General features: G+C 72.3%; 23 protein-coding genes. 9 read left to right on the top strand and 14 right to left on the bottom strand.

Features of this window, described 5'->3' with window-relative positions:
- Nucleotides 1-96 precede the first annotated feature (96 nt).
- Both ACFV9W_RS06475 and ACFV9W_RS06470 read left to right on the top strand, forming a co-directional pair.
- Complete coding sequence (locus tag ACFV9W_RS06475) at nucleotides 97-1314, top strand: FAD-dependent monooxygenase (RefSeq protein WP_385756197.1); 1218 nt, start codon at nucleotides 97-99, stop codon at nucleotides 1312-1314.
- A gap of 379 nt (nucleotides 1315-1693) precedes the next feature.
- A complete protein-coding gene (locus tag ACFV9W_RS06470; protein WP_385756195.1) occupies nucleotides 1694-2947 on the top strand; it encodes a glycoside hydrolase family 26 protein in 1254 nt (417 codons plus the stop codon).
- Between the two features lie 32 nt (nucleotides 2948-2979).
- Here ACFV9W_RS06470 and ACFV9W_RS06465 read toward each other — a convergent pair whose 3' ends face one another.
- The 8 genes from ACFV9W_RS06465 to ACFV9W_RS06430 form a co-directional block, all read right to left on the bottom strand.
- A complete protein-coding gene (locus tag ACFV9W_RS06465; protein WP_385756193.1) occupies nucleotides 2980-4095 on the bottom strand; it encodes a GNAT family N-acetyltransferase in 1116 nt (371 codons plus the stop codon).
- A complete protein-coding gene (locus tag ACFV9W_RS06460) occupies nucleotides 4095-4751 on the bottom strand; it encodes a lipopolysaccharide biosynthesis protein (RefSeq protein ID WP_385756192.1) in 657 nt (218 codons plus the stop codon). Before ACFV9W_RS06460 ends, ACFV9W_RS06465 begins: the two co-directional genes overlap by 1 nt.
- Before the next feature lie 4 nt (nucleotides 4752-4755).
- On the bottom strand, nucleotides 4756-5898 hold the full coding sequence (locus ACFV9W_RS06455) for a glycosyltransferase (RefSeq protein ID WP_385756190.1): 1143 nt from the start codon (nucleotides 5896-5898) through the stop codon (nucleotides 4756-4758).
- Entirely contained in the window at nucleotides 5895-6596 is a 702-nt protein-coding gene (locus ACFV9W_RS06450; protein WP_385756551.1) for a polysaccharide deacetylase family protein, read from the bottom strand. Before ACFV9W_RS06450 ends, ACFV9W_RS06455 begins: the two co-directional genes overlap by 4 nt.
- A gap of 70 nt (nucleotides 6597-6666) precedes the next feature.
- Nucleotides 6667-8334 carry a murein biosynthesis integral membrane protein MurJ gene (gene murJ / locus ACFV9W_RS06445; RefSeq protein ID WP_385756188.1) on the bottom strand — a complete coding sequence of 556 codons (1668 nt, stop codon included), beginning with the start codon at nucleotides 8332-8334 and terminating at the stop codon, nucleotides 6667-6669.
- Nucleotides 8331-9671 carry an O-antigen ligase family protein gene (locus ACFV9W_RS06440; RefSeq protein WP_385756186.1) on the bottom strand — a complete coding sequence of 447 codons (1341 nt, stop codon included), beginning with the start codon at nucleotides 9669-9671 and terminating at the stop codon, nucleotides 8331-8333. The genes murJ and ACFV9W_RS06440 overlap by 4 nt, the downstream gene beginning before the upstream one ends.
- 4 nt (nucleotides 9672-9675) lie before the next feature.
- Complete coding sequence (locus ACFV9W_RS06435; protein WP_385756184.1) at nucleotides 9676-11142, bottom strand: sugar transferase; 1467 nt, start codon at nucleotides 11140-11142, stop codon at nucleotides 9676-9678.
- Nucleotides 11139-12290, bottom strand: coding sequence for a glycosyltransferase family 4 protein (locus ACFV9W_RS06430; RefSeq protein ID WP_385756182.1), 1152 nt, complete (start codon nucleotides 12288-12290; stop codon nucleotides 11139-11141). The genes ACFV9W_RS06435 and ACFV9W_RS06430 overlap by 4 nt, the downstream gene beginning before the upstream one ends.
- Before the next feature lie 531 nt (nucleotides 12291-12821).
- On the opposite strand from ACFV9W_RS06430, the gene ACFV9W_RS06425 reads away from it, so the two are divergent.
- Together ACFV9W_RS06425 and ACFV9W_RS06420 are read left to right on the top strand one after the other, a co-directional pair.
- The gene (locus tag ACFV9W_RS06425; RefSeq protein WP_385756180.1) at nucleotides 12822-13250 is read left to right on the top strand and encodes a tyrosinase family oxidase copper chaperone; all 429 of its coding nucleotides are present in this window, start codon (nucleotides 12822-12824) and stop codon (nucleotides 13248-13250) included.
- A 5-nt stretch (nucleotides 13251-13255) separates the two neighbouring features.
- The gene (locus tag ACFV9W_RS06420; RefSeq protein WP_385756179.1) at nucleotides 13256-14125 is read left to right on the top strand and encodes a tyrosinase family protein; all 870 of its coding nucleotides are present in this window, start codon (nucleotides 13256-13258) and stop codon (nucleotides 14123-14125) included.
- 66 nt (nucleotides 14126-14191) lie between these two features.
- On the opposite strand, the gene ACFV9W_RS06415 is transcribed toward ACFV9W_RS06420, so the two are convergent.
- Nucleotides 14192-14494, bottom strand: coding sequence for a chaplin (locus tag ACFV9W_RS06415; protein ID WP_385756177.1), 303 nt, complete (start codon nucleotides 14492-14494; stop codon nucleotides 14192-14194).
- A 233-nt stretch (nucleotides 14495-14727) separates the two neighbouring features.
- On the opposite strand from ACFV9W_RS06415, the gene ACFV9W_RS06410 reads away from it, so the two are divergent.
- From ACFV9W_RS06410 to gap, 3 genes are all read left to right on the top strand, one after another.
- Nucleotides 14728-15924 (top strand): FAD-dependent monooxygenase, encoded by a 1197-nt coding sequence (locus ACFV9W_RS06410; RefSeq protein WP_385756175.1) that lies wholly within the window; start codon nucleotides 14728-14730, stop codon nucleotides 15922-15924.
- 58 nt (nucleotides 15925-15982) lie between these two features.
- Complete coding sequence (locus ACFV9W_RS06405) at nucleotides 15983-16942, top strand: GlxA family transcriptional regulator (protein WP_385756173.1); 960 nt, start codon at nucleotides 15983-15985, stop codon at nucleotides 16940-16942.
- A 105-nt stretch (nucleotides 16943-17047) separates the two neighbouring features.
- Complete coding sequence (gene gap, locus ACFV9W_RS06400) at nucleotides 17048-18046, top strand: type I glyceraldehyde-3-phosphate dehydrogenase (protein ID WP_385756172.1); 999 nt, start codon at nucleotides 17048-17050, stop codon at nucleotides 18044-18046.
- A 4-nt stretch (nucleotides 18047-18050) separates the two neighbouring features.
- Here the strand turns inward: gap and ACFV9W_RS06395 are convergent, their stop codons facing one another.
- The 3 genes from ACFV9W_RS06395 to ACFV9W_RS06385 form a co-directional block, all read right to left on the bottom strand.
- Nucleotides 18051-19022, bottom strand: coding sequence for an L-threonylcarbamoyladenylate synthase (locus ACFV9W_RS06395; protein ID WP_385756549.1), 972 nt, complete (start codon nucleotides 19020-19022; stop codon nucleotides 18051-18053).
- A gap of 75 nt (nucleotides 19023-19097) precedes the next feature.
- Nucleotides 19098-19739 (bottom strand): carbonic anhydrase, encoded by a 642-nt coding sequence (locus ACFV9W_RS06390; RefSeq protein WP_385756170.1) that lies wholly within the window; start codon nucleotides 19737-19739, stop codon nucleotides 19098-19100.
- 55 nt (nucleotides 19740-19794) lie between these two features.
- A complete protein-coding gene (locus tag ACFV9W_RS06385; RefSeq protein WP_385756169.1) occupies nucleotides 19795-19941 on the bottom strand; it encodes a hypothetical protein in 147 nt (48 codons plus the stop codon).
- Between the two features lie 74 nt (nucleotides 19942-20015).
- On the opposite strand from ACFV9W_RS06385, the gene ACFV9W_RS06380 reads away from it, so the two are divergent.
- Complete coding sequence (locus ACFV9W_RS06380; RefSeq protein ID WP_385756167.1) at nucleotides 20016-20906, top strand: LysR family transcriptional regulator; 891 nt, start codon at nucleotides 20016-20018, stop codon at nucleotides 20904-20906.
- An 18-nt stretch (nucleotides 20907-20924) separates the two neighbouring features.
- Here ACFV9W_RS06380 and ACFV9W_RS06375 read toward each other — a convergent pair whose 3' ends face one another.
- Nucleotides 20925-22448 (bottom strand): catalase, encoded by a 1524-nt coding sequence (locus ACFV9W_RS06375; protein WP_385756166.1) that lies wholly within the window; start codon nucleotides 22446-22448, stop codon nucleotides 20925-20927.
- A gap of 274 nt (nucleotides 22449-22722) precedes the next feature.
- On the bottom strand, nucleotides 22723-23409 hold the full coding sequence (locus ACFV9W_RS06370; protein ID WP_385756164.1) for a DUF2848 domain-containing protein: 687 nt from the start codon (nucleotides 23407-23409) through the stop codon (nucleotides 22723-22725).
- A 168-nt stretch (nucleotides 23410-23577) separates the two neighbouring features.
- Here ACFV9W_RS06370 and ACFV9W_RS06365 point away from each other — a divergent pair, with 168 nt between their 5' ends.
- Nucleotides 23578-24927 carry an MFS transporter gene (locus tag ACFV9W_RS06365; protein ID WP_385756163.1) on the top strand — a complete coding sequence of 450 codons (1350 nt, stop codon included), beginning with the start codon at nucleotides 23578-23580 and terminating at the stop codon, nucleotides 24925-24927.

Here is a 24927-nt window from a genome sequence, read left to right as displayed (position 1 = left end):
GTAAACCCTCGAAACGGAGAAGGCTTCTCCGTTTGGCTTCTCGCGGTCGGAGAAGCCGCCAACCCGGCCGCCCCGGACGGAAGAGGGAAGTCAGCCATGAGCATCCCCGCACCCCGCGCACTGGTCGTCGGCATGGGCATCGGCGGCCTCGCCGCCGCGATGCGCCTGCACGAGGTCGGCTGGGAGCCCGTCGTCGTCGAGCGCGCCCCCGGGCGCCGCGCCGCCGGATACTTCATCGGCCTCTTCGAGACCGGCCGCGCCACCGCGCGGCGCATGGGCGTCCTCGACGCCATCGGCAACCGCTCCGCCCTGGACGGCATCACCTACGACATCGACCGCGACGGCCGACGCCGCCCCGGCATGGGCTACGGCGACCTGCCCGGCGGCCCCCGCCTCATACTCCGCGGCGACATCGAGGCCGCTCTCTACGACACCGTCGCGCCGCGCACCGAGATCCGCTACGGCACCACCCCCACCGCCCTCGACGAACACCCCGACGGCGTCGATGTCACCCTCCGGACCACCACAGGTGACGACCCCTCAGAGGTCACGGAGCGCTTCGACCTCGTGATCGGCGCCGACGGGCTGCGCTCCACGGTGCGCGGCCTGGCCTTCGGCCCGGACGAGGAGTTCATGCGGCCGCTGCACCACATCATCGCCGCGACCGTCATGAAGGAGCCGGTGCCCGGCTACCGGCTCCAGGACGGCATCGTCCTGGCCGAACCCGGCCGCTCGGTGTGGACGTTCCCGTTCGCCGACCACGCGCCCGGACTGCTGTTCAACTACCGCACGGACGACGAGGACGCCCAGTTCCGCCGCCCGCCCGTCGACTCCCTGCGCGCCGCGTTCGGCCCACAGCCGACGGGGCCCGTCCTGGACCACCTGCTCCAGCAGTTCGAGCAGGCCGACGACCACCTCTTCGACTCCGTCCACCAGGTCGAGATGGACACCTGGCACACCGACCGCGTCGTCCTCCTCGGCGACGCCGCCTGGTGCCTGACCCTCTACTCCGGCATGGGCGCCTCCACCGCGATGGCCGGCGCCGACCTCCTGGGCACCCTCCTCCAGCGCAACCCCGGCAACACCCCTCGCGCGCTGCGCGAATGGGACCAGAAGCTGCGCCCCTACATGGCCGTCCAGCAGAAGTCCGGCCGCACCATGGGCCTGACGATGTTCGTCCCGCAGACCCGCAAGGACAAGGTGCTGCGCACCGCCATGCAGCGGATGCAGACCGGCCGCCTCGGCAGGAAGGCCATGTCTGCCCTGATGGCCAAGGCGTTCAGGGAGAAGTCGATCGACGTCGCCGCCGTCTGAGGGCGAATGTCGAGTGCGCCGCCGACCGTGGCCGCCCGGTGCGGGCGTCCGGCCGGGAAGGCCCCCGTGCACTTCCCGACCCGCAGAGGGCGCGGCCGTCGTCGGCTGCCTCCCCACGGCGCGAGGCCGACGGCTGGGAGGAAGGCAGTGCGGGCGCCCTCGTGCCGGAACCAGTGGAACACCTCCGGGGGTGCCGGGAGGAGCCCCTTCACTCGTTCGCCCGCAAGCTCACCCCAAAAGAGGGCCGGGGCGCATGTGTCGGCCCGCGGGTGACACGTGAGGGTGACGAAAGGGGGCATCCGCGAATCCACGAATGGCGTCATGAGCATACATATGACTGAGTGTCAGGAATGGAGCGAGCGCGGGACGAGGAGCATGCATGGTCGGAAAACACCGCCGGACGAGCCGGAGACGGCTCCCGCTGATCGCGGCGGGGGCCCTGGTTCCGCTCGTCGTCGTGTCGGGATCGTCCGTGTCCCTCGAGGACGCGGACGCCGTCGCCCGCGACGGCCCGAGCCCCTCCGTCTCGGCGCCCCCTGCGCCGACCCCCACCCGCACCCCGACGCCCACGGCCTCCACGAGCCCCACCGCCCCGTCCTCAGGGGCGGGCACCAAGGGCAGGTTCCCCGCCTTCGGCGCCTATCTGGACTACGGGCCCCAGGGCGTGACCCGGATGACGAAACTGTCGAACTGGCTCGGCGGCGCCGACCTCCGCGTCGGGCACACGTATCTGCCCGGCGACCGGTGGGTCAACATCGAGGGCGCGCCCGACTTCCTCGACGCCTGGGCCAAGTGGCGCAACGCGCGCGACGACCGGACCTTCGTGCTCAACGTGCCCATGCTGGAGCGCAATGAGGCAGGCGTCTCGGACGCCGAGGTGGCGATCATGCTGCGGCGCGGGGCCCAGGGCGACTTCGACCGGCACTTCAAGACCCTGGCCCAGCGTCTGGTCGACCTGAAGGTGCCGGACACGGTCGTGGTGCTCGGCTGGGAGATGAACGGCACCACGTACACGCACCGCTGCGGCCCCGACCCCGCGGCGTGGAAGAAGTACTGGAACCGGATCGTGAAGACGATGCGTTCGGTGCCGGGGCAGAAGTTCCGCTTCGACTTCACGCCGAGCCGCGGCCGCGACGCCGTGCCGTGGACCGAGTGCTACCCGGGCGACGATGTGGTCGACATCGTCGGCATGGACTCCTACGACCAGCCGGCGGGCAGATCCTTCGACGAACAGATCACCGAGCCCTACGGACTGCAGAAACAGGTCGACTTCGCCAAGGAGCACAAGAAGCCGATCTCCTACCCGGAGTGGGGACTGTTCCGCAACGGCGACAACGCCGAGTACATGCGGCGCATGCTCGCCTGGATGGACGAGCACAAGCCGCTCTACAACACCCTGACCGACTACTGCCCGCACGGTGTGTGGCAGTGCGACGAGAACCCGAAGGCGTCCAAGGCCTACCGGTCCATGCTGACCGGACGCGACAAGCCGACCGCGCCCCCGAAGCCGACGGCTCCCACGCAGCCGACGCAGCCGGCGAAGTGCCGGCAGATCAACCTGGGCGACTGGGTGGAGAGTTGGCTCGGCGGCACCGTGTGCGTCCGCTTCGACTGGTGGTTGGACAAGAACTGAGCCGGTACGACCATGGTGCCGGCCCCGTCCTGTCAGGCGGGGCCGCCACCACGGTCGCGCCAGGCCCGGCGTGCCCGCTTGGCGCCGGAGCGGGCGCCGATGGCCGCGAGAAGCGCGGCCAATTGGGGTGCGGAACCGGGGCGCGCGAGCAGCAGGCGCTGGTTGACGAGCTGCTCGGGCCGCCAGTGCATTTTGTACGGCTCGGTGCCGCGCAGCAGGCTCAGCACCTGGGACCGTGCCCCCTCCTGAAGGTGCTGGGTGCTCGAGCGGAGCAGCATCGTCGCCACGTCGATCTTGCGTTCCCGCAGTCGCGGGTGTGCCCCGTAGAGGTAACCGCCCGCGAGCCTTGGTGACACGAAGGTCAGGTCGGCCGCCACGACGGCGCCGTCCAGGGTGAACTCCGTGACGACCGCGTCGCCGGTCTGCGCCATCAGGGCGGCCGAGCGCGACAGGTGCTCGGCGAAGCGCGGCTTCACGTGCTCCGTCGTCACCTTCCGCTCCTGCCACTGCAGTTGGTGCAGTGCCAGCAGTCGGCGCACCGACGCGTCGACCTCCGCGGCGGGCACCACCCGGCGCTCGATCCCGGTGGCGTCCAGCTTGCGCATCTTGGCCCGCGCCCGCTGCGCACGGGGCCGGGGCAGGCGTTGCACCAGTTCGTCCATCGGCAGCGCGGGCAGCTCAAGACACGCCGAGTCGTCGAAACGGCGGCGCAGGCCCGGCCAGTTGTCGTGCAGCGACTGTGCCGCACTGCCCGGCCTGACCTCCCTGAGGTCGATCACCGTGTGCGCGGCGAGGCGCCACAGCTCCGCGCCCAGCGCCTCCACCGCGGATCCGCTCGCCTCCGCGTCCACGAGGACGTCACTGAAGTCGGAGATGCCTGCCCCGAGCGGCGTCAGCACGGGCAGTGGGCGCAGCCGACGCATCAGTGGCGCGGCGGCGATCAGCCGTCCGTCGCGGCGGACGAGCACGACGCGCAGGGCGCCCGCCTCCCCGTACGACAGCCACCACGAGTGCAGCCAGGCGTGGCTCTGGAACGGGGTCGCGCTCGGTGACGACCGGTGCAGCCGGTTCCACTCCTCGCGCAGGGAGGCGAACTCGGCCGCGTCCGTGCACACGCTGACGAGGCACCCGGCGTCGCCAGTCGTCATCAGGCGCCACCGCGCAGCCCGGCCGCCGGCGCGGGCACCGTGGCCGTCGCCGCACCGGCCTCGCGGCGCGGTCGTACCAGCAGCGCGAGCCCGCCGAGCAGCCCGCCCGCACAACCGCCCACGAGGGTGGTCAGCGCGGTGGACGGCGTCGAGGGCTCCGTCGGCTCGACGGCCTTGGAGAACCGCAGCAGCTTCACATGGGTGTCGCCCTTGGCCTCGCTCGCACTGGCGGTGAGCGCGCGGGCCACGGCATCGGCCATCTTCTTGGCCTGCGCGGGCTGCGCCGACGCCGCGGACAGGGCCACCATCGGCGCGTCCGGCGAGGTCTCGGCGCGCACCTGGGACTTCAGGGTCCGCACCGACACACCCGCCTTGTCCTGGGCGTCGGCGAGAACGGCGACCTGCGTGGCCACCCGGCTGTACGCCTGGGCGAAGCCGAGCGCGGACATCGAGTCGGACTGCTTGGTGGGCACGGCGATCACATAGCTCGTCGCCGTGTACTGCGGGGTGCTCACCGCGCCGTACGTGGCACCGGCGATCGCGCCGACCACGATGCCCACGGGCAGCGGCCACCACCGCGGCGGTTTGCGGCTGCCGCCGATGCGGGCGGACAGCGCGCGGGGGGCCTCGGTGTCCTGTGCGGTTTCGGTCTTCACGTCATCACTCCTGGGGTGCGGATGTCGGTGCGCCCAGGGCCGTCGCGTACACCTCGTGGTGCAGGGCGGCGCTGCGGGCGATGCTGTAGTGGAGGGCCGCGCGCGTCGGGGGCCTGGGGCCCGCGGGCGCGGCGCCGAGTCTTCGGACCTCGCGGGCGAACGCGGTGGACGAGCACGGCACACGGACGGCGTGCTCCCCGGCGCCTCCTGGCAGGTCGTCGAGGGCCGGGCAGGTGACGTACAGGACGGGCAGACCGCAGGCCTGCGCCTCCACCACGGCCAGGCCGAAGGCCTCGTCGACGGACGGGGCGGCCAGCACGTCCATCGCGGACATCAGGGCCGGCAGATCGACGACCGTCCCCGCCGGGCCGTCGGCGGTGTGCGGGCGCTCCCCGGCGAAGTGCACCCGGTCGAGCACGCCCGCCTCGCGCGCCGCCCGGCGCAGCGCCTCCTCCTCGGGGCCGGTGCCCACGAGCAGCAGGCGTACGTCGCCGCCCAGTTCGCGCAGCGCGGCGATCAGCACGTCGAACCGCTTGCCCGCGACGAGCCGGCCGACCCCGCCGATCACGAACGCGTCGGCGGGCAGGCCCAGTTCGCGCCGGACGGCGGCGCGGGCGGCGGCGTCGAAGGCGAAGCGGTCGACGTCGACACCGTTCGGGACGACGTGCACCCGGTGGTGCGCCACACCCCACCGGCCGAGACGCTCGGCCACCGCCGGTGACACGGCGATCGTCGCCCGGCCCAGCCGCTCGCCCGCCAGGTACAGGGCGCGCACCCCTGAGGTGAGCGGGCGCCCCTCGATCTGGCCGTCGCCGAGGGAGTGCTCGGTGGCCACGACGGCCCGCACGCCCGCGAGGCGCGCCGCGATCCGCCCGTACAGGCAGGCGCGGTACAGGTGGGTGTGCACCAGGTCGTAGCGCCCGTCACGGATGAAGCGCGCGAGGCGGGGCAGTGCCCGTGGGTCCCGGTTGCCCGCCATGCCGAGGTGGGCGACGCGCACCCCGTCGTGGCGCAGCCCGGCGGCGACCTGCCCCGGGTTGGTCAGGGTCAGTACGTCGTGGGTGCCCGGCAAGTGCCGTACCAGCAGGCGCAGTTGTTGTTCGGCGCCGCCCGCGCCGAGGCCGGTGATGACGTGCAGCGCCTTCATCGCGCACCCGCCCCCGGCTTCCAGGCGTGTCGGCAGCCCGGGTGGACGCGGCGCTTGAGTTCGAGGCGCCACGGCGCGTCGCGCTGCCCGACGAAGACGCGGGGCATCGCGTACACGCCGGTCAGCGGGCCGGGGGAGACGGCGCAGCCGTAGCGGTAGCCCGCGCGGCGCACCGCTTCCACGGTCCGCGCGTCGACGCTTCCGTACGGGTAGCAGAAGCCGTGCACCGTACCGCCGATGAGTTCGCCGATCTGCGCCCTGCTGCGCTGGATCTCGGCGCGGCGCTCGTCCTCGTCGAGGGTGGTGAGGTCGACGTGCAGGAGGCCGTGCGAACCGATCTCCATGCCGCCCGCCGCGGCCGCCCTGATGCCCTGCGCGGTCAGCAGCGGCTTGCGCGGTCCGCTCGCGTCCCACGCGTTCTCGCCGCCGAGACGGCCGGCCAGCACGAACACCGTGGCGGTGCACTCGTAGTGCCGCAGCAGCGGCAGCGCGTTCTCGACGAAGTCGCCGTAGCCGTCGTCGAAGGTCAGGCCGACCAGTCCGCGCCCGAGGCCGCGGCGGCGGGCGTCGAGGAGCTGGGCGACGCCGACCCCGCGAAGGCCGCGCGAGCGCAGCCAGCTCAGCTGCTGGCGCAGCCGCTCGGGGGAGACGGTGACGTTGTAGGGGTCGTCGGAGCAGTCGTCGACGGAGTGGTACATCGCCACCCACGGCGACCTGTGGGGCAGCAGGCCCCTCGGGCGGGCGCCAGGGGATTCCTGGAGCGCTGGTTCAACGGGCATTCCGGAGCTTTCTGGTCGCGATGCGGACGGCGGGCAGAAACGCCTGGACCTTCAGGGCCCACAGGAGGAGCCCGAAAACGGCTCCGATGGCCAGGCAACCGGCGGCGAGGGCGGACAGGGGCTGCTCGACGCGGGCCGTGCACAGCAGGCCCGCGGCCGTGGCGGCGACCGCCGCGAGCAGCGTCTTGGCGAGTTCGCGCAGCACGGCGGGGATCCGCACGGGCACGCTGCGCCGGTCCATCGCCGCGAGCAGCAGTACGGCGGTGAACGTGATGCCCAGCGCGTTGGCGGCCGCGATGCCGCCGACGCCCCAGGCGTCGACGGCCCACAGGCCGGCGACGGCGGTGAGCACCATGCCGGCGGCCATCGCGGCGACGGGGTACCAACTGGGCCGCCCGGCCGAGAAGTAGGAGCGCACGAGCGCGCCCACCAGGCAGTGCCCGAGCAGCCCCAGCGAGTAGACCCGCATGACGGACGCGGTGGCCGCGGTGTCCTCGGCGGTGAACGCGCCGCGCTGGAAGAGGAGTTCGATGATCTGCGGAGCGCATGCGAACACGACGGCGGCGCCCGACAGGACGATGCAGGCCGCGAGCGCCACGTCGCGCTCGACGCGGTCCCGCGCGTGCTCGACGTCCCCGCGCGCGAGCGCCTTGGCGACGACGGGGAAGGTGACGGTGCACAGCATCAGCGAGAGCACCATCGGCAACTGCGCGACTTTCTGCGCGTAGTTGAGCTCGGAGATCGCCCCGGACGGCAGCGACGAGGCGAGGTAGCGCTCGATGAACACCTGGGCCTGCCGGCACAGCGCGAACAGCAGCACCGTGGCGATCAGCGCCAGGTTCATCGGCGCCCGGTCCGTCGTCCTCGCGTCCGCGCCGCCCGCGGTCGGCGTCCCGTTCCGTAGCCGGCGTCGCAGCGAAGGCGCCTGCGCGAGCACCATCAGGCAGCCCCCGACGGCGACGCCCGCGGCCGCCGCGCGCACGCCCCAGCGGTCGGCGAGGAGCAGCATGGTGGCGATGATGCCGATGTTGTACGCGACGTAGATGGCGGCCGGCGGCAGATAGCTGCTGTGGGCGCGCAGCGCGGCGCTGCAATACCCGGCGAGACCGAAGGTCAGCACGCAGGTGGCGGTCAACCGGGTGCAGTCGACGGCCAGTTGAGGATCGGGCAGGCCGGGTGCGAGCAGCGCCACCAGGGGGCGGGCGGCGGCGATCAGCAGGATGGCAGACGCCGCGAAGGCCAGGGACAGGCGGGGCAGCGAGCCGGCCACCAGCGCCCGCACCGGGTCCTGCCCGCGCGGGCTCGGCCCGTCGGCAGCGCGCGCGGCGAGCGCGGCACTGAACGCGGGCACCAGCATGAACGCGAGACCGTCCTCGATGAGCAGCGTCGCCGCCACCTCTGGCACCGTCCACGCCACCAGGAAGGCGTCCGTCTCGCTGCCGGCCCCGAACAGCTGCGCCAGCGCCTGGTCCCGGCCGAGGCCGAGCAGTGAACCGGCGGCCGACAGTGCGGCGGTCAGCAGCGCGACGCGGGCCAGGAAGGAACCGGAGGCGCGGTGCCCGTCCCCGTTGACGCCCAAGCCGTCCGGCGCCGACTGGACCGGCACCGTGGAGGAGAGCGGCGACTTGGCCCGGCCCACGGGCAGCGTGCGCTTCACCGGCCGCCCGCCGTCCCGGACGCCGCGGGCGACAGCGCCCACCAGGCGGCCAGGCCGAACACGACGGCGGTGAGCACCGTGGAGGGCCCGCCGATGTCCGAGTAGACGAAGTCGATCAGCTGCCAGGTGAGCAGCCCGCACCCGATGAGCGCGCAGTCCAGGCCGCCCCCGCGCCGGTGCGCCGCGGCGAGCCGCCGCGCCCCGCACACCAGCAGCGCCGTCCAGGCACCCGCGACGGCGAGCAGGCCCAACAGGCCCTGTTCGCTGAGGATCAGGAGGTACATGTTGTGCGGCGACAGCAGCGGCTGGCGGTGGTAGGTGGCTCCGGCGCCGGACACGTCGCTGCCCGCGGACAGGGCGATCGATGCGTGGCTGTCGCGGTGGGCGGGGAAGTTCTTGAGCCCGACCCCGGTGGCCGGGTGCTCCTGCCACATGTCGGCCGCCGCCGCCCACATCGTGTACCGGTCCGTGACGGACTGGTCGGGCGCGGCGGTGACCTGGGTGATGCTGCTCAGGCGCTCCTCCAGCATCGACGAGCCCACGCCGAAGCCGCCGACGAGGACGACGGCCGCGGCGACGGCGGCGGCCAGCAGCCGCACCGCCCGGCCAAGCCCGCCGAGCACGATCTGCAGCACGCACACCGCGCCCGTCGCGATCCACGCCCCGCGGCTGAAGGACAGCGCCAGCGGCACCACGAGGGCCAGGGCGCAGAGCCGGGCGGTGATCCGGACGCGACGGCTCTCCCCGCCGAGCGCCAGGGCGAGCGCGCACACCAGCCCGTACGCGACCACCGTGGACATGCCCATCACATCCGTGGCGCCGAACGTGCCGACGGCCCGGATGTCCTCGCCCGCGTACGAGGCGCCCGTCCCGGTCAGGTACTGGTGCACGCCGATCGCGCCCTGCCACAGGCCGAGCGCCACGAGCCCCCAGGCCACCAGCCGGAAGTCCTCGCGGTCGCGCACGAGCAGCAGCACGGCCGCGGGCACGAGGACGAGGACCTGGTAGTAACGCGCCATCCCCTCAAGGGCGTTGCCCGGCGAATCGGCGCCGAGAGCGGCCACCGCGACGGCGACGACGGGAAGACCGAGGACGACGAGCGCGGTACGGGTCAGCGGGCGGGCGCGATGCCGGACCAGCCGCACCGCACAGAAGGTGACGACGAGTCCCGAGACGGCGTCGGCGGGCGTGCCACCGCCCTCGCCCCCGGCCGTCGGCAGGGCCAGCATGCCGATCAGGAGGAGGACGGGCAGCACGGGCCCGGCGCGGCGCAGATGCCGCAGGCCGACGGCGAGCGGGCCGGGGCGGGGAACGGAGAGAGCGGGAAGAACGGTCACGGTGTCAGCTCCCCCTCGGCCGGAAGCACTCGGACGCCGTGCGCACCAGGATGGTGATGTCCTTCCACAGCGACCAGTTGGCGATGTACGCGTTGTCGAACCGGCAGCGGTCCTCGATGGAGGTGTCACCGCGCAGGCCGTGGATCTGGGCCAGCCCGGTGATCCCCGTCGGCATCCGGTGCCGTTCGCTGTAGCCGGGGTGGGCCTCGCTGAACTGCGCCACGAAGTACGGGCGCTCGGGCCGCGGGCCCACGAGGCTCATGTCGCCGCGGAAGACGTTCCACAGCTGGAGCAGCTCGTCGAGAGAGGTGCGGCGCAGGAAGCGGCAGAACCACGGCATCTGCTGCTCGTTCGCGACACTCCAGCGCGTCGCCGACTCCATCGCGTCGGCCGGACGGTGGGTGCGGAACTTCAGCAGGGTGAACGGGCGGCCGTCCTTGCCGATGCGCTCCTGACGGAACACGACACCGGGGCCCTCGCTGATCCGCAGCCACAGCGCGCAGGTCGCGAGGACCGGCGAGGCGAGGACCAGCAGCGCGGCGGAGACCACGAGATCCAGTGCCCGCTTGGCGGGGTTCAACGGCAGGTGCGGCCCCTTGAGGGGTCTGCAGCGAAAGCCCGCCAGGTAGCGGTCGGCCTCGCGCAGCTGAGGAACGTACGGCGAGGGGTGCGGGTCCAACTCCCAGATCTCGCACCGGAGTTCCGCCAGGGCGTGCAGGAAGGGCCGCTGCCGCGGGGAGCCCGCGCTGCCGAGCACGATCGCCTGCCGCACCTCGTTCTGCACGACCGCGCGCCGCAGGTCCTCCACGGTCGTCAGGACCGGCAGGGCGGGCACGGCGTCGTGCTGCTGATCCGCGGCGGCGCCGTCACCGGCGATGCCCACGAGCCGGATGCCGCTCGCCGGTTGCCGCTGGAGGGCGGCGGCCACGCGCGATGCGGCCGGCTCAGAGCCCACCAGCAGCGCCGCGCACGGCTGCCGCAGCAGGGCCGCGCGCCGCTGCCGGTGCACCAACGCCCGGCCCAGCAGGGCGAGGGTGATGTGCACGGCACAGCCCAGGATCAGGCTCTGCCCCGGGACCCGGTCCAACAGGGACAGACTCGCGCAGCCCGCCGTGAGGACACACCACGCGGCGGTGGCACGGGTGACGACCGCGGGGCAGTCGTCGAGCATGTGCTGCTCGTGGGCGAGCCGGTACAGCCCACCGGTGCCGAACAGGATCAGCGACAGCAGGGCGAAGCAGGCCACCAGCCAGGGCTGTTGGAGGAGCGGGGCGAGGACGAGCGCGCCGAGCACCGAGGCCGTGCCGTCCGTCGCGCACAGCAAGGCGCGGGAGGTGCCCGGGGGAGCGCCACCGGTCCGCCTCGCCCTCGGGATGTTCGCGTTCCGCTGGGTGATGACAGTGGCTGAGGTGCCCGCCTCGTCCCGGGTGAGCTGCCGGGAGGGCGAGGAGACGATGCGGTCATGGGTCACGTCGTGATCCGCTCTCTGTGCTCGATGGTCTCCAGGCCCAGCAGTTCCGCGTAGACGTCCGCGACCGCGCCGGCGCTGCGCCGGACGTCGTGATGGGCGCGTACATGGGCGCAGGCGTCACGGCCCAGAGTGCGCAGGCCCTCCGGGTCGCGCAGCAGATCCCGCAACGCCCTTGCCAGGCCCGCGGAATCGTCCGGTGCGGTCAGGCAGCGGGGCGCCAGCTGGAGGGGCAGGCTCTCGCGGGCTCCGGCCACATCCGTGAGGAGCGCCGGGCTTCCGCACGCCATGGCCTCAAGCGGCGCGAGCGCCATGCCCTCCCACCGGGACGGCAGCACCACGAGGTCCGCGGCCCGGTACCAGGGCGCCGGATCGTCGAGCGCCCCGGTGAAGGTCACCGAAGGGCCGGCCGCGGCCCGCAGCCGTGCCTCCTCCGGGCCGTCGCCCACCAGCACCAGGCGGGCGCCCGGCACCGCGCGAAGCACCTCGGGCCATGCCGCGAGCAGCACGTCCTGGCCCTTTTGCCGGCACAGCCGCCCCACGCACACGACGAGCGGGCCCTCCCGCGCGGCGGGTGGCCGCCCGCGAGCTGTGGGGCCGTGCGGGTGGAAGCGCTCCAGGTCCACGCCGTTGGGCACGAGCCGCCACTGCGCCGCGATCCCGCGGGCACTGCCGGCACGCTGCTCGGCCCCGCTCACGCAGACCGTTCGGGCGGCCCAGCGGGCCGCGCCCCGCTCCCAGGTCAGGGCCAGCCGGGCCGCGGTTCCGTCGACCGCCTCGAAGGACCAGGCGTGCGGCTGGAAGACGGTGGGGACACGGCCGCGCACCACGAGCCGGGCGATCATGCCCGCCTTGGAGCTGTGGATGTGGAGGACATCGGGGAGTACGCGGGACACCAACGCCGAGAGCCGGCGTGCCTCGCTCACGAGGCCCTTGCCCGGGGACCTGGAGGCCTCCCACGCGAGGGCCTCGCAGCCGAGGGCGGCCACGCTCTGCCGCAGGCCGCCGGTGGTGGGACAGGCCACCGACACGTGCATGCCCTGGGCCCGTTGCATGCGCACCAAGTCGGTCACCACGCGCGCCACCCCGCCGTCGGTCGGCTGGGACACGTGCAGAACCCGCGCAGGCGCGGTCGCGGGGGTCGGTGTCACGCGAGGCAGGAAACAGCCTTTCGAATTGGGCACGGCCTGCTTCCCCTTCAGGAATGAGTGGATGCGCTGCGGCACCGGGCAATTAATGAGGAAGTCCGACTTCTCTTGGGGTTTCGCCGGAAAGCGGCCTTCAGTTAATACACCACTGTGTTGGAGTTGTGAAACTCTCACTTCTCGCACGGCTTCGTCCCGCGACACACTTCAGCGACCGTACGGGCAATCACCCGTTCGGAGTCGAAACCTTCGTCAACCCTGGTCCGTTGATTCGCGCGGCAGACGAGTGTCCTGGTCGACGCGTTTTCACGGGTGACATGATCACGTAATCGGCGACGCCTGGACCGGATTTGTCGGCGCGCTCATCAGGAAAGCGTGGTGTGCGGGTTTCAGGTAATGCACAGGTATGTTGGACTGGTGAACATCACGACCCTGTTGCGACGTCAATTTGTCGCACACCCCAGCGATCGAACGGAATTTCTCCCGCCCAGTCCCGGACCGCCGGCGCAGCGCGGGACGCGCAAAGGGGAGGAGGTCGTGAACAATCCGGCGGTCCCGGTCGACGATCGGGCCGGGCGGCCGCCGGGCGGAAGACCGCGTCTGACCAGACGCAGCGCGGGTCTGATCCTGGTCGGCGCCCTGTGCAGCGCCACCGCCGTCCTCCAGGTCAGGCCCTTCGAGCGCGGCGAACCGGGCCCGGCCCCGGGCCCCGGCGTCGACACGTTCGACGAGACGTATCTCGGCCGGCACATCGTCGGCACCCGGCTGTCCGGTGCGGGTGGAGGCGCGGGTGAGTGGCAAGTCGCCGTCGACGGGCGCCCCTTGCACCTCATGCGCCGCGCCGACGGCACGTACCTCAGCATGGTCGACCACTACACGGCCTACGACACACCGCTCGCCGCGGCGAAGGCGGCCGTAGAGGAGCTCGGAACCCAGCAACTGCGGCCGCACGAAGGGGAGATGTGAGGCCTGTGGCGTACACACGGCAGAATCAGCGCACGCTCACGAAGGCGCAGAAGCGGCGCTTCGTCGACGCGGTGCTCGCCCTCAAACGCTCCGGCCGGTACGACGAGTTCGTGCGGACGCACATCGACTTCTACGTGGGCGACGGGGACGGCGGACTGCGGGTCGCGCACATGACCCCCTCGTTCTTCCCCTGGCACCGCAAGTTCCTGCTGGAGTTCGAGAGGGCGCTGCAGAAGGTGGACTCGGGTGTCACGGTTCCCTACTGGGACTGGACCGTGGACCGCACACCGGCCGTCTCCCTGTGGGGCGACGACTTCCTCGGCGGCAACGGCCGCCGCTCCGACCGTCAGGTGACCACGGGTCCCTTCGCGCACCGCAACGGGCACTGGGACATCAAGGCGGCCGTGACCGACGGGGACTTCCTGATGCGGGACTTCGGCCGTCCGCAGGCCCCGGTCGAGCTGCCCAGCAAGGCGGAGCTCGCCGACGCCATGAACGAGACCACGTACGACGTGGAGCCGTGGAACTCCCTTGCGCCGCGCGGCTTTCGCAACCGGCTGGAGGGCTGGCCGGTGCGCCGGGGGGAGCGGCGGTGGTTCAACCACAACCAGGTGCACCGCTGGGTCAGCGGGCACATGCTGGGTGCCGGTTCGGTGAACGACCCCGTCTTCTGGCTGCACCACGCCTTCGTCGACCTGTGCTGGTCGCGGTGGCGCCGGCGCCACCCGGACGCCGAGCCCTACCTTCCCGCGCGAAAGCCCGGCCCCGGTGACGCGCAGCGCGGCCGCGTACTCGCGTTGGGTGACACCATGCCGCCGTGGGACACGCCGCTGCGCGACATGCTCGAGCACACGTCGGTGTACCGGTACGAATGACCGCCCGCGCGGCGACGGCCCCCGACACCAAGTGTCGGGGGCCGTCACCAGGGTTCGGCGCGAGTGTCAGCCGCCGTAGCCGGCGTCGTCGCCGTAGCCGCCGCCGTTGCCGCCGTCGTCGTGGCCGCCGTCACCGTTGGTGCAGGCGTTGCCGAAGGCCGGGTTGAGCGCGCCGATGACGTTCACGGTGTTGCCGCAGACGTTGATCGGGACGTGGATCGGAACCTGGACCAGGTTGCCCGACAGGACGCCGGGCGAGTTGGTGGCAGCGCCCTGAGCACCCGCGTCGGCCATGGCCAGACCGGCGCCGCTGAGCACCACGGCGCCCGTGCCGAAAGCGACAGCGGTTGCCTTCGCGATGCGTGACATCACGTTCTCCTTTTGCTGTACAGGTGCGGCCGCGTGGTCGCAGCCGTCGGCTCATTCAACGGCGGTGGGCACCCTCGGTCACGGTTCATACACGGATAGATGGTGAAAACACCAGGAATTCAGCCTCAATGGGCGAGCGGTGGCGGGTACATTCCGGACATTCGTGGGTCGGGCGGCACGGCTTCGACCCCAACTGCGAGACAGCGCCGCGTCGGCGGCAGAAATGAGCGCACATGAAGGTGGTCTGCGTCGGCGGGGGACCCGCGTCCCTGTACCTGGCGATTCTCCTCAAGCTGCAGGGCCGCGGCCTGGACGTCACCGTGTACGAGAAGAACCCCGCCGGGTCGACCTACGGCTGGGGTGTCACCTACTGGCCGGACATGCTCGGGCTGCTCGCGGAGCACGACGAGGTGTCCGCACGCGCCATCGAGCGGCACTCGGCGCGCTGGCGGGACGGCGTGGCACACGTCCGCGACCGGGTCACGACCCACCACGGCGACGAGGGCTTCGCGATCGGCCGCCACCGCATGCTCGAACTCCTCGCGGAGCGGGCGACGTCGCTCGGTGTGGACCTGCGCTTCGGTACATCGGTCCCGGAGTTGGGCGCGCACGCGGAGGGCGACGTGATCGTGGCGGGCGACGGCTCGCACAGCACCCTGCGCGAGCAGCACGCGGAACACTTCGGCACCCAAGTCGCCCTGGGCGGGAACCGGTTCATCTGGCTGGGCACCACCCGGGTCTTCCGCTCCTTCACCTTCGCCTTCGTGGAGACCGACCACGGCTGGCTGTGGTGCTACGCCTACGGATTCGACGGCACGCACAGCACCTGCATCGTCGAATGCTCGCCCGCGACCTGGACGGGACTGGGCCTCGACACCATGGAGCGCGCCGACGCCCTGAAACTCTTGGAGGGCCTCTTCGCCGATGTCCTGCGGGGACACCCGCTCATCGGCCGCACGGACACCGACGGCCCCTCGCAGTGGCAGCGGTTCCGCACGGTCACCAACCGGACCTGGTCCCACGGCAACCTGGTCCTGCTCGGCGACGCCGCCCACACCACGCACTACTCCATCGGCGCAGGCACCACCCTGGCCATGCAGGACGCCATGGCACTGGCCCGGGCCCTGCGCGAGCCGGGACCGCCCCCGGCCGCGTTCGCACGCTACGAACGGGAACGCCGAAGGGAGTTGCTGCCCCTGCAGAGCGCGGCCCGGCACAGCGCGCACTGGTACGAGAACCTGACGCGCTACATGCACCTGGAACCGCACCAGATGTTCGCCCTGCTCGGGCAGCGCCACTCCCCGCTGCTCCCGTACGTCCCGCCGCAGCTCTACTACCGGCTCGACCGGGCGGTCGAACAGACCCAGGCCCTGCGCTCACTCAAGCGCTGGCTCGGCCCGCGCGTCGCGCGTGCCCTGCAGAGCAAGTGACCTCGCGGGGACGGTGTCTCGTCCGCGGACGGCCGCCACCGCCGCGTAACCTCCTCCTGTGTCAGCCTCCTCCCGCCCGCACCGTGTCGCCGTCCTCGTACTCGAAGGTGCCAAGCCGCTCGACGTAGGGATTCCCGCGCAGGTGTTCACGACCCGCGCGAGCATGCCGTACGAGGTGCGGGTGTGCGGGGCGGCGCCCGGGCTCGTGACCGGCGGCGACGGTCTCGCCTACGCCGTGGCGCACGGGCTCGAGGCGCTCGCGTGGGCCGACATCGTCTTCGTGCCCGGCTACCGGTTCCCGGACCGCGAGGACCCGCCGCGGCCGGTCGTCGACGCGCTGCGCGCCGCCCACCAGCGTGGCGCGCGGCTCGCCGCCATCTCGACCGGCGCCTTCGCGCTCGCCGCCACCGGACTGCTCGACGGCAGGCGTGCCACCACGCACTGGCACTACACGCGGGCGCTCGCGGACCGGTACCCGGACGTCCGGGTCGACGAGAACGTGCTGTTCGTCGACGAGGGCAGCGTGCTCACCTCGGCCGGCGCCGCGTCCGGCATCGACCTGTGCCTGCACATCCTGCGCGGCGACCTCGGCGTCGCCGCCTCCAACCACGCGGCCCGCCGCCTCGTCGCCGCGCCCTACCGCAGCGGCGGCCAAGCCCAGTACGTGCCGCGCAGCGTCCCCGAGCCGCTCGGCGAGCGCTTCGCCGCCACCCGCGAATGGGCGCTGCACCGGCTCGGCGAACCGCTCACCCTCGACACCCTCGCGCGGCAGGCCGGGGTGTCACCGCGCACCTTCTCCCGCCGCTTCGTCGACGAGACCGGCTACACGCCCATGCAGTGGGTGATGCGTGCCCGTATCGACCTGGCCCGCGAACTCCTGGAGCGCTCGCAGCACAGCGTCGAACAGATCGCCGCCGAGGTCGGACTCGGCACCGGCGCCAACCTGCGCCTGCACTTTCAGCGGATCCTCGGCACCACACCGAGCGAGTACCGGCGCACGTTCACACCGGGGGAGTGACCCCGCACCGCCGGTGGCGGCATCCTTTCGAACCCTGGCGATCCCGCCACTGTCAGCGGGGCACGCCGCGCGCGAGCCTGGTGGGGAACGGAAGGGACACCATTCATGACTCGCATCGCCATCAACGGATTCGGCCGCATCGGACGCAATGTGCTGCGCGCCCTGCTGGAACGCGACAGTGACCTCGAGGTCGTCGCCGTCAACGACCTCACCGAGCCCGCGACCCTCGCCCGGCTCCTCGCCTACGACAGCACGGCGGGACGGCTCGGGCGCCCGGTGACCGCGGACGGGGACACCCTCGTCGTCGACGGACGGCGGATCAAGGTGCTGGCCGAGCGCGAACCGGCGCAGCTGCCGTGGGCCGAACTCGGCGTCGACCTCGTCCTGGAGGCCACCGGACGCTTCACCTCGGCCAAGGCCGCCCGCGCCCACCTCGACGCCGGCGCCAAGAAGGTGCTCGTCAGCGCGCCCTCGGACGGCGCCGACGTCACCCTCGCGTACGGGGTCAACACCGACGCCTACGACCCGTCCGTGCACACGATCGTCTCGAACGCCTCCTGTACCACCAACGCGCTCGCCCCGCTGGCCTCGGTCCTCGACGAACTCGCCGGTATCGAGCACGGGTTCATGACGACGGTGCACGCCTACACGCAGGAGCAGAACCTCCAGGACGGCCCGCACCGCGACGCCCGCCGCGCCCGCGCCGCCGGGATCAACATCGTGCCGACCACGACCGGCGCCGCCAAGGCGATCGGCCTGGTCCTGCCGAACCTCGACGGCAAGCTGTCGGGCGACTCGATCCGCGTCCCCGTACCGGTCGGCTCGATCGTCGAACTCAACACGACCGTCGCCCGCGACGTGACACGCGACGAGGTGCTCGCCGCCTACCGCGCCGCGGCCGAGGGGCCGCTCGCCGGTGTCCTCGAGTACTCGGAGGACGCGCTCGTGTCCTCCGACATCGTGGGCAACCCCGCCTCGTCGATCTTCGACTCGGCCCTCACCCGCGTCGACGGGCGACACATCAAGGTGGTCGCCTGGTACGACAACGAGTGGGGCTTCTCGAACCGAGTGATCGACACGCTCGCACTCCTCGCCGCGAGCTGATCCCCTACGCGGGCCGGGGCCCGGCCGCGCGGCGCAGCCGGTTGGCGATCGCGAGGCCGAGGCCCTCCTGCGCGGGCAGCGACGCGAGGATGAGGTCGCAGCCCTGCTCGTCGAGTTCGCGCAGGTAGCCGTACAGGCCGCGGGCGTAGGCGTCGAGCGACGCGGGAACGTCGACCACGGCGTGCGCCTCCAGCGGCGAGCCGGCGGGGGCGGACGGCAGGAACACGCCCACCCGGTGGCCGAGTTCGTGCCCGCGCCGCGTCTCGGCGACGAGTTCCTCGGGGTCGACGAGGACGACGCGCGCGTTCGGCGCGTAGTGCGAGGGGTGCTGCCCCGGCACGCGCACCTCACTGCTGTCAGGGACGTCGAGGGGACGGCCCAGCGCCTCCTCCAGGTCCTCGCGCGTCACCCCGCCCGGCCGCAGAATGCTCAGCGACTCGCTCGTGGCGTCGACGATGGTCGACTCGACGCCCACCGTGCAGGGACCGCCGTCGAGCACGAAGTCGACGCCGTCGCCGAGTTCCGTACGGACGTGCTCCGCGGTGGTCGGGCTGACCGAACCGAACCGGTTGGCCGACGGGGCGGCGACGCCACCGCCGAACGCGTTCAACAGCTCAAGCGCGACGGGGTGGTCGGGCACGCGCACGGCCACCGTCTCCAGGCCGCCGGTGGTTTCGAGGGGCACCCGGGCGCCGCGCCGCAGCACCATCGTGAGCGGCCCCGGCCAGAAGCGCTCGGCGAGCAGCCGCGCCGCCTCGGGCACCTCATCGGCCCAGTCGTCCAGGTGCTCGGCGCCGCCGATGTGGACGATCAGCGGGTGGTTGGGCGGCCGGCCCTTGGTCTGGAAAATGCGGGCGACGGCGGCGGGGTCCTCGGCGTCGGCGGCGAGCCCGTAGACGGTCTCCGTCGGCAGGGCGACGAGCCCGCCGGCGCGCAGCACGCCGACCGCCTTGTCGATGTCGGCGTCGAGGTCGATCTCGGGGTCACGGCCGGGTGCCGTCACCCTCACGTTGTCCTTCACTGTGGTGCGCTTCTTTCGATGGTGCGGGGGTCAGCTTGCGGCGTCGGCGGTTTCGCTCAGGCCGTGCGAGGCGACCAGCCGTGCCGTGCCGTCGGCCAGCCGGTAGGACAGGCCCACCACGGCGAGACGCCCGGCGGCCACCTGCTCGGACAGCACACGGGAACGGTCGAGCAGCAGGTCGACGCTGTGCCGGATGTGCTCGTGGAGGATCTCCTCGTCCCGGCCGCGCCCGGCGGCACGGGCCGCGAGCACGCTCGGCGTCACCCGCTCGACGACGTCGCGCACGAAACCGGCGGGCGCCCTGCCGCCGTCGGCGGCGTCCTTGGCGGCGGCGATCGCCCCGCACGAGTCGTGGCCGAGGACCACGACCAGCGGGCAGCCGAGCACGCTCACCCCGTACTCGATGCTGCCCAGCACCTCCGAACCGACCACGTGACCCGCCGTGCGGACCACGAACATGTCGCCGAGCCCCTGGTCGAAGATGATCTCGGCGGCGAGGCGGGAGTCTGAGCACCCGAACAGCACCGCGAACGGGTTCTGCCCCGGTGCGATCTCGGTACGCCGCGCGGCGTCCTGATTGGGGTGTCCTGGGGTACCGGTCACGAAGCGGCGGTTGCCGTCCAGCAGCATCGCGAAGGCTTCGTCGGGCGTCGGATTCAGCGTCTCGGTCACGACGGCAGCGTACGACGCGGCTCCCGGAGTCCGCGTCCCGGGCCCCGCTGAGCGCTCAGTACCCGCCGAACGGCGTGTGGTCCGCCAGCGCCAGTTCGCGCAGGAAGCAGCGCAGGCGGAGCAGTTGGCGGGCGACGGCCCTGACGGGTGCGGGTCGGCGAGGGGAGTGGGCGGCGGCCCACAGGGCGGGTACGCGGTTCATGCCAGCAGGATCCGGCGCCCCGCCCGGTCGGTCCAACAGATCGTTTCGCTGGCTGCCATCGATAGGGTGGATGGATGGAGATGCGTCAGCTCCGCCACTTCGTGGCGGTCGTCAACGAGGGCACGTTCACGGCCGCCGCCCGGTCCGAGCTCATCGTGCAGTCGGCGCTCAGCACCTCCGTCCGCAACCTGGAGCGCGAGCTGGGCGCCGACCTGTTCGACCGCACCGGCCGCCGAGTCGTGCTGACCGAGGCGGGGCGCGCCCTGCTGCCGCAGGCCAGACAGCTGCTCGCGGGGGCCGACGCGGCCCGGGACGCCGTCGCCGCGGTCGCGGGCCTCACCACGGGGCGCGTGGCCATCGGCACGATCCAGACCCTCACGTGCGTGGACCTGCCCACCGAGCTCGCGCTGTTCCACCGCCGCCTGCCCGGCATCCAGGTGTCCGTGCGGGACGCGCCGGTCGACGAGCTGTACGCGGCCCTGCGCGCCGGTGAACTGGACCTCGCCTACCTCGCCCCGGACGCGGCCGAACTCCCGGACGGGTTGGTCGAGTTCGGGTCCTGGCACGAGGAGCTGGTGCTCATCACGGCCCCGGGGCACCCCCTGGCACACGCGGGCCGCACCCTGATCCGGGACCTCGCCCAGGAGTCCTTCATCGACTTCCGCGCGGGCACCGGCCTGGAGACGGCGGTGCGCAGGCTGTCCGCACGCTGCGGCCTGGAGCGCCGCATCACGTGCGACGTGACGCAGATCGGCATGCTCGTGGCCCTCGTCCGCGCCGGCATCGGCGTCGCGTTCGTGCCCCGCCGCATCGGCGAGGACGCGGGACTGCCGTGCGTGGACATCCGCCAGCCGGACCCCGGCCGCACGGTCGTCCTCGCGGGGCGCGGCCCGGGCACCCGCAACCCGGCCGCCACCGCCCTGATCGACCACCTCACCCGCGGCCCGGCCGGGACCCGCCCGTAGCCGGGCCGCGGGATCGTCTCAGGCCTTGTCCTGCATGCTGCTGCGCGCCGGGTTGGCCTGCTCCGCGGCCTTCGGGTCCTTCTCGCCGGCCTTGGCGCGCACACCCTGCTTGATGCGCTCGCCGATGTTCCGGTCGATGTTGGACCAGTACTCGAAGGCCCGCTCGAGGACCGGATCGCTCACGTCGTTGAGCAGGTGACCGACGACGTTGTCCACGAGCCGGTCCCGCGCCGCGTCGTCGAGGACCTCGCGCACCATCGTGCCCGGCTGGCCCCAGTCGTCGTCCTCGGCGTGGTCCACGTACGCGGCGCGGGTGATGTCACCGTCCGCGTACCAGCTCGGCGGTGTGCCGTAGCGGTCCGTGTCGGCCGCCGGTCCGCCCTTCGAGTTCGGCGCGTACACCGGGTCCTGGGCCTTCTTGTAGGCCATGGCCCCGTCCTTGGAGTACGAGTGCACGGGCGCGACCGGCGCGTTGACGGGCAGCTGCTGGTAGTTGCCGCCGATGCGGTGGCGGTGCGCGTCGGCGTAGGAGAACAGCCGCGCCAGGAGCATCCGGTCGGGGCTCGGGCCGATCCCGGGGACCAGGTTGTTCGGCTGGAACGCGGCCTGCTCGATCTCCGCGTGGTTGTCCGTCGGATTGCGGTCCAGCGTCATCCTGCCGACCTCGATCAGCGGGTAGTCGGCATGCGGCCACACCTTCGTCAGGTCGAACGGGTTGAACCGGTACGTGGCCGCGTCCTCGTACGGCATGACCTGCACGTGCAGTGTCCAGCTGGGGTACTCCCCGTCACGGATGTGCTCGAAGAGGTCCCGCGTGTGGTAATCCGTGTCGGCCGCGGCCATCTGGTCGGCCTCGTGCTGGGTGAAGCACTCGATGCCCTGGTCGGTCTTGAAGTGGTACTTCACCCAGAACCGCTCACCCTGGGCGTTGATCCACATGTAGGTGTGCGAGGTGTAGCCGTTCATGTGGCGCCAGGTGCGGGGGATGCCCCGGTCGCCCATCAGCCACGTGACCTGGTGGGCGGACTCGGGCGAGAGCGTCCAGAAGTCCCACTGCATGTCGTGGTCGCGGAGGTTGTTGTCCGCGCGGCGCTTCTGGGACCGGATGAAGTGCTGGAACTTCATCGGGTCCTTCACGAAGAAGACCGGGGTGTTGTTCCCGACCATGTCGTAGTTGCCCTCGGTGGTGTAGAACTTCACCGCGAACCCGCGGGGGTCGCGCCACGTGTCGGGGCTGCCGCGCTCGCCGGCGACGGTGGAGAACCGGGCCACCAGGTCGGTTCGCGTCCCCGGCTGGAACACCGCGGCCTTCGTGTAAGCACTGACATCCGCGGTGACCTCGAAGTGGCCGAAGGCACCGCTGCCCTTGGCGTGCGGCTGCCGCTCCGGAATCCGCTCCCGGTTGAACTGCGCCATCTGCTCGATCAGATACGAGTCCTGCAGGAGGATCGGGCCGCCGGCGCCGACCGTGAGCGAGTGTTCGTCGCTCTCGACCGGAACACCGGCATCCGTGGTGGTCGCTTTGGCTGTCTCGTCACTCATGAGCTACGCGTGCCTTTCGACGGGGTTCGCTCTGCGCCGCGGTCGCCCTGCGGGGAGCGGCCGCGCAGGAGTTCTCGGGCGGAGCCGCCTCGGAAGGGCGCATCGGGCAAACCGACGACATCACCATGCTGGGGCCTCCGTCCGGACACGGCCATTCGACCGCTCACGCGGAGCGAGTGCCCACGCGTCGCGCGCCGATGCACAGCAGGGCGACGGTGGCGAGAGCCAGGAGGACGAGTGCCCCGGCCGGGCCACTCGTCCTCCACGGGCGCGATCAGCCGATCGGCACCGGCAGCGCGGCCACCTCGTACGCCAGCGCGATGGTGTCGCCGGTCGCCGGGTCGGAGAGCTCCACGCGCCACGCGTCGCCGAACTGGTCGACGCCCTCGGCCATCGGGATGGTGCCGGAGATCAGCACGGTGCCGGGAAGCAGCTCGCCGCGCTCGCGCAGGACGTCGGCCCAGTAGGACGGGGTCAGCAGCTCCGCGAGTGAGCCGTCCTGGATCAAGGTCTCCTCGCCCTGCACCGTGACCCAGGCACGCAGCGCGATGTCGTCCAGGCGGTCCTCCACGTCCGAGAGGCGCCAGGCGCGGCGGGCCAGGACGTCCGGGCTCGCGTTCTTGCTCCAGGCCACACCGTGCACCTCGAGCTCGCGGTCCGTGTGGTCGCAGGCGGCCGTGAGCAGCAGCTCGCCGTCCGCCGCCACGACGAGCGCCCACTCCGCCTCGCCCGAGGTCCGCCCGTGCTGCACCGCGACCCGCCCGGTCTGCTGCGCCAGGTAGGGGGAGATCGGGTAGAGGGCCGGGGTCGTGGCCGGCGCGGGCACACCGAGCTCGGCGAGCTCGGCGACGTGCGCGGCGACATCGTCCTGGCTGCGCCCGGCGTAGCCGGCGTTGAGGACCTGGACGACATCCACGTCGCGGGTGGAGCCGTCGGGGAGTTCGAAAGTGAGCAGGGTCATGGACATCTCCAGAGGTGAGGGCAGGGTGGAGGGTTGCGAAGCGGTTAACTTCCCGTTCAGGGCTTGCGCATACGACCTGTATACAAGAAGTATGCCGGAAGGTCGATGTCCCCCCCGAACGTCGATGCCCCACCCCGACCGCCGAAGTCCCCCGAACCGAGGACCGAAATGCTGCAAGACACCCCCCGCGGCCCGGCCGCCGCACCGGTCGTCACCCCGAACCGCTCCGGTCTCGTCCGGGCCTTCTTCGCCAGCCTGACCGGCACCGCCCTGGAGTGGTACGACTTCGCGGTCTACTCCGCCGCGTCCGCCCTGGTCTTCGGCGACCTGTTCTTCCCCTCCGAGGACCCGCTCACCGGCACCCTGCTGGCCTTCTCCACGTACGCCGTCGGCTACGTGTCGCGCCCGCTCGGCGGCATCGTCTTCGGCCGGCTCGGCGACGTCATCGGCCGCAAGAAGGTACTGATCGCGACGCTCGTGCTGATCGGCGCGGCCACGTTCCTCATCGGCCTGCTGCCCACCCACAGCAGCATCGGCGCCGCCGCGCCCATCGCGCTCGTCGTGCTGCGCTTCGCCCAGGGCGTCGGCGTCGGCGGCGAGTGGGGCGGCGCCGTGCTGCTCTCCAGCGAGTTCGGCGACCCGAAGAAGCGCGGCTTCTTCGCCTCGGCCGCCCAGGTCGGACCGCCCGCGGGCAACCTCCTCGCCAACGGCGTGCTCGCCGCGCTCGGCGCCCTGCTGACCGAGGACCAGTTCCTCTCCTGGGGCTGGCGCGTCGCCTTCCTGATCTCCGGCGTGCTGGTCGGCTTCGGCCTGTGGATCCGCGCGAAGCTGGAGGAGACCCCGGTCTTCAAGGCGATGGAGGCCGAGCAGGCCCGCCCCGAGGCGCCGGTGCGCGAGGTGCTCACCCGCCAGCCCCGCGCGCTGCTCGCCGCGATCCTCTCCCGCGTCGCCCCGGACGTGCTGTACGCGCTGTTCACCGTGTTCGTGCTGACCTACGCCACCGACGAGCTGGACATGTCGCGGGGGTCCGCGCTGGCCGCCGTACTGATCGGCTCCTCGTTGCAGATCGTCCTGATCCCGCTCGCGGGCGCCCTGTCCGACCGCGTCAACCGGCGGCTGCTGTACGGCTGTTCCGCCGTCGGTGCCGGTGTGTGGCCGTTCGTCTTCTTCGGCATGGTCGACGGCGGCTCGTGGGGCCTGCTGGTCCTCGGCGTGATCGTCGCGCTGGTCCTGCACTCGCTGATGTACGGACCGCAGGCCGCGTTCATCGCCGAACAGTTCTCGCCGCGGCTGCGCTCCACCGGGTCCTCGCTCGCGTATACGCTGGCCGGTCTGATCGGTGGCGCCATCGCTCCGCTGCTGTTCACGGCGCTGCTCGGCTCGTTCGACAGCTGGGTGCCGCTCGCGGTCTACGTCGCCGTGACCGCGGTCGTGACCATCACCGGGCTGCTGCTGGGCCGCGACGCGGACGCGGCCACGGACGAGGACGCCGAGCTGGTCGCGCAGGCGTCCGCCTGA

It is taken from the genome of Streptomyces sp. NPDC059897 (assembly GCF_042730865.1).
In the GTDB taxonomy this organism is placed as follows: Bacteria; Actinomycetota; Actinomycetes; order Streptomycetales; family Streptomycetaceae; genus Streptomyces.
This window is presented reverse-complemented; position numbering and strand designations above follow the sequence as displayed.

Coding starts and splice junctions, on each gene's coding strand:
- ACFV9W_RS06475 (WP_385756197.1), top strand. CDS start 97: ATGAGCATCCCCGCACCCCGCGCACTGGTCGTCGGCATGGGCATCGGC.
- ACFV9W_RS06470 (WP_385756195.1), top strand. CDS start 1,694: ATGGTCGGAAAACACCGCCGGACGAGCCGGAGACGGCTCCCGCTGATC.
- ACFV9W_RS06465 (WP_385756193.1), bottom strand. CDS start 4,095: ATGACGACTGGCGACGCCGGGTGCCTCGTCAGCGTGTGCACGGACGCG.
- ACFV9W_RS06455 (WP_385756190.1), bottom strand. CDS start 5,898: ATGAAGGCGCTGCACGTCATCACCGGCCTCGGCGCGGGCGGCGCCGAA.
- ACFV9W_RS06450 (WP_385756551.1), bottom strand. CDS start 6,596: ATGTACCACTCCGTCGACGACTGCTCCGACGACCCCTACAACGTCACC.
- ACFV9W_RS06415 (WP_385756177.1), bottom strand. CDS start 14,494: ATGTCACGCATCGCGAAGGCAACCGCTGTCGCTTTCGGCACGGGCGCC.
- ACFV9W_RS06410 (WP_385756175.1), top strand. CDS start 14,728: ATGAAGGTGGTCTGCGTCGGCGGGGGACCCGCGTCCCTGTACCTGGCG.
- gap (WP_385756172.1), top strand. CDS start 17,048: ATGACTCGCATCGCCATCAACGGATTCGGCCGCATCGGACGCAATGTG.
- ACFV9W_RS06385 (WP_385756169.1), bottom strand. CDS start 19,941: ATGAACCGCGTACCCGCCCTGTGGGCCGCCGCCCACTCCCCTCGCCGA.
- ACFV9W_RS06380 (WP_385756167.1), top strand. CDS start 20,016: ATGGAGATGCGTCAGCTCCGCCACTTCGTGGCGGTCGTCAACGAGGGC.
- ACFV9W_RS06375 (WP_385756166.1), bottom strand. CDS start 22,448: ATGAGTGACGAGACAGCCAAAGCGACCACCACGGATGCCGGTGTTCCG.
- ACFV9W_RS06370 (WP_385756164.1), bottom strand. CDS start 23,409: ATGACCCTGCTCACTTTCGAACTCCCCGACGGCTCCACCCGCGACGTG.
- ACFV9W_RS06365 (WP_385756163.1), top strand. CDS start 23,578: ATGCTGCAAGACACCCCCCGCGGCCCGGCCGCCGCACCGGTCGTCACC.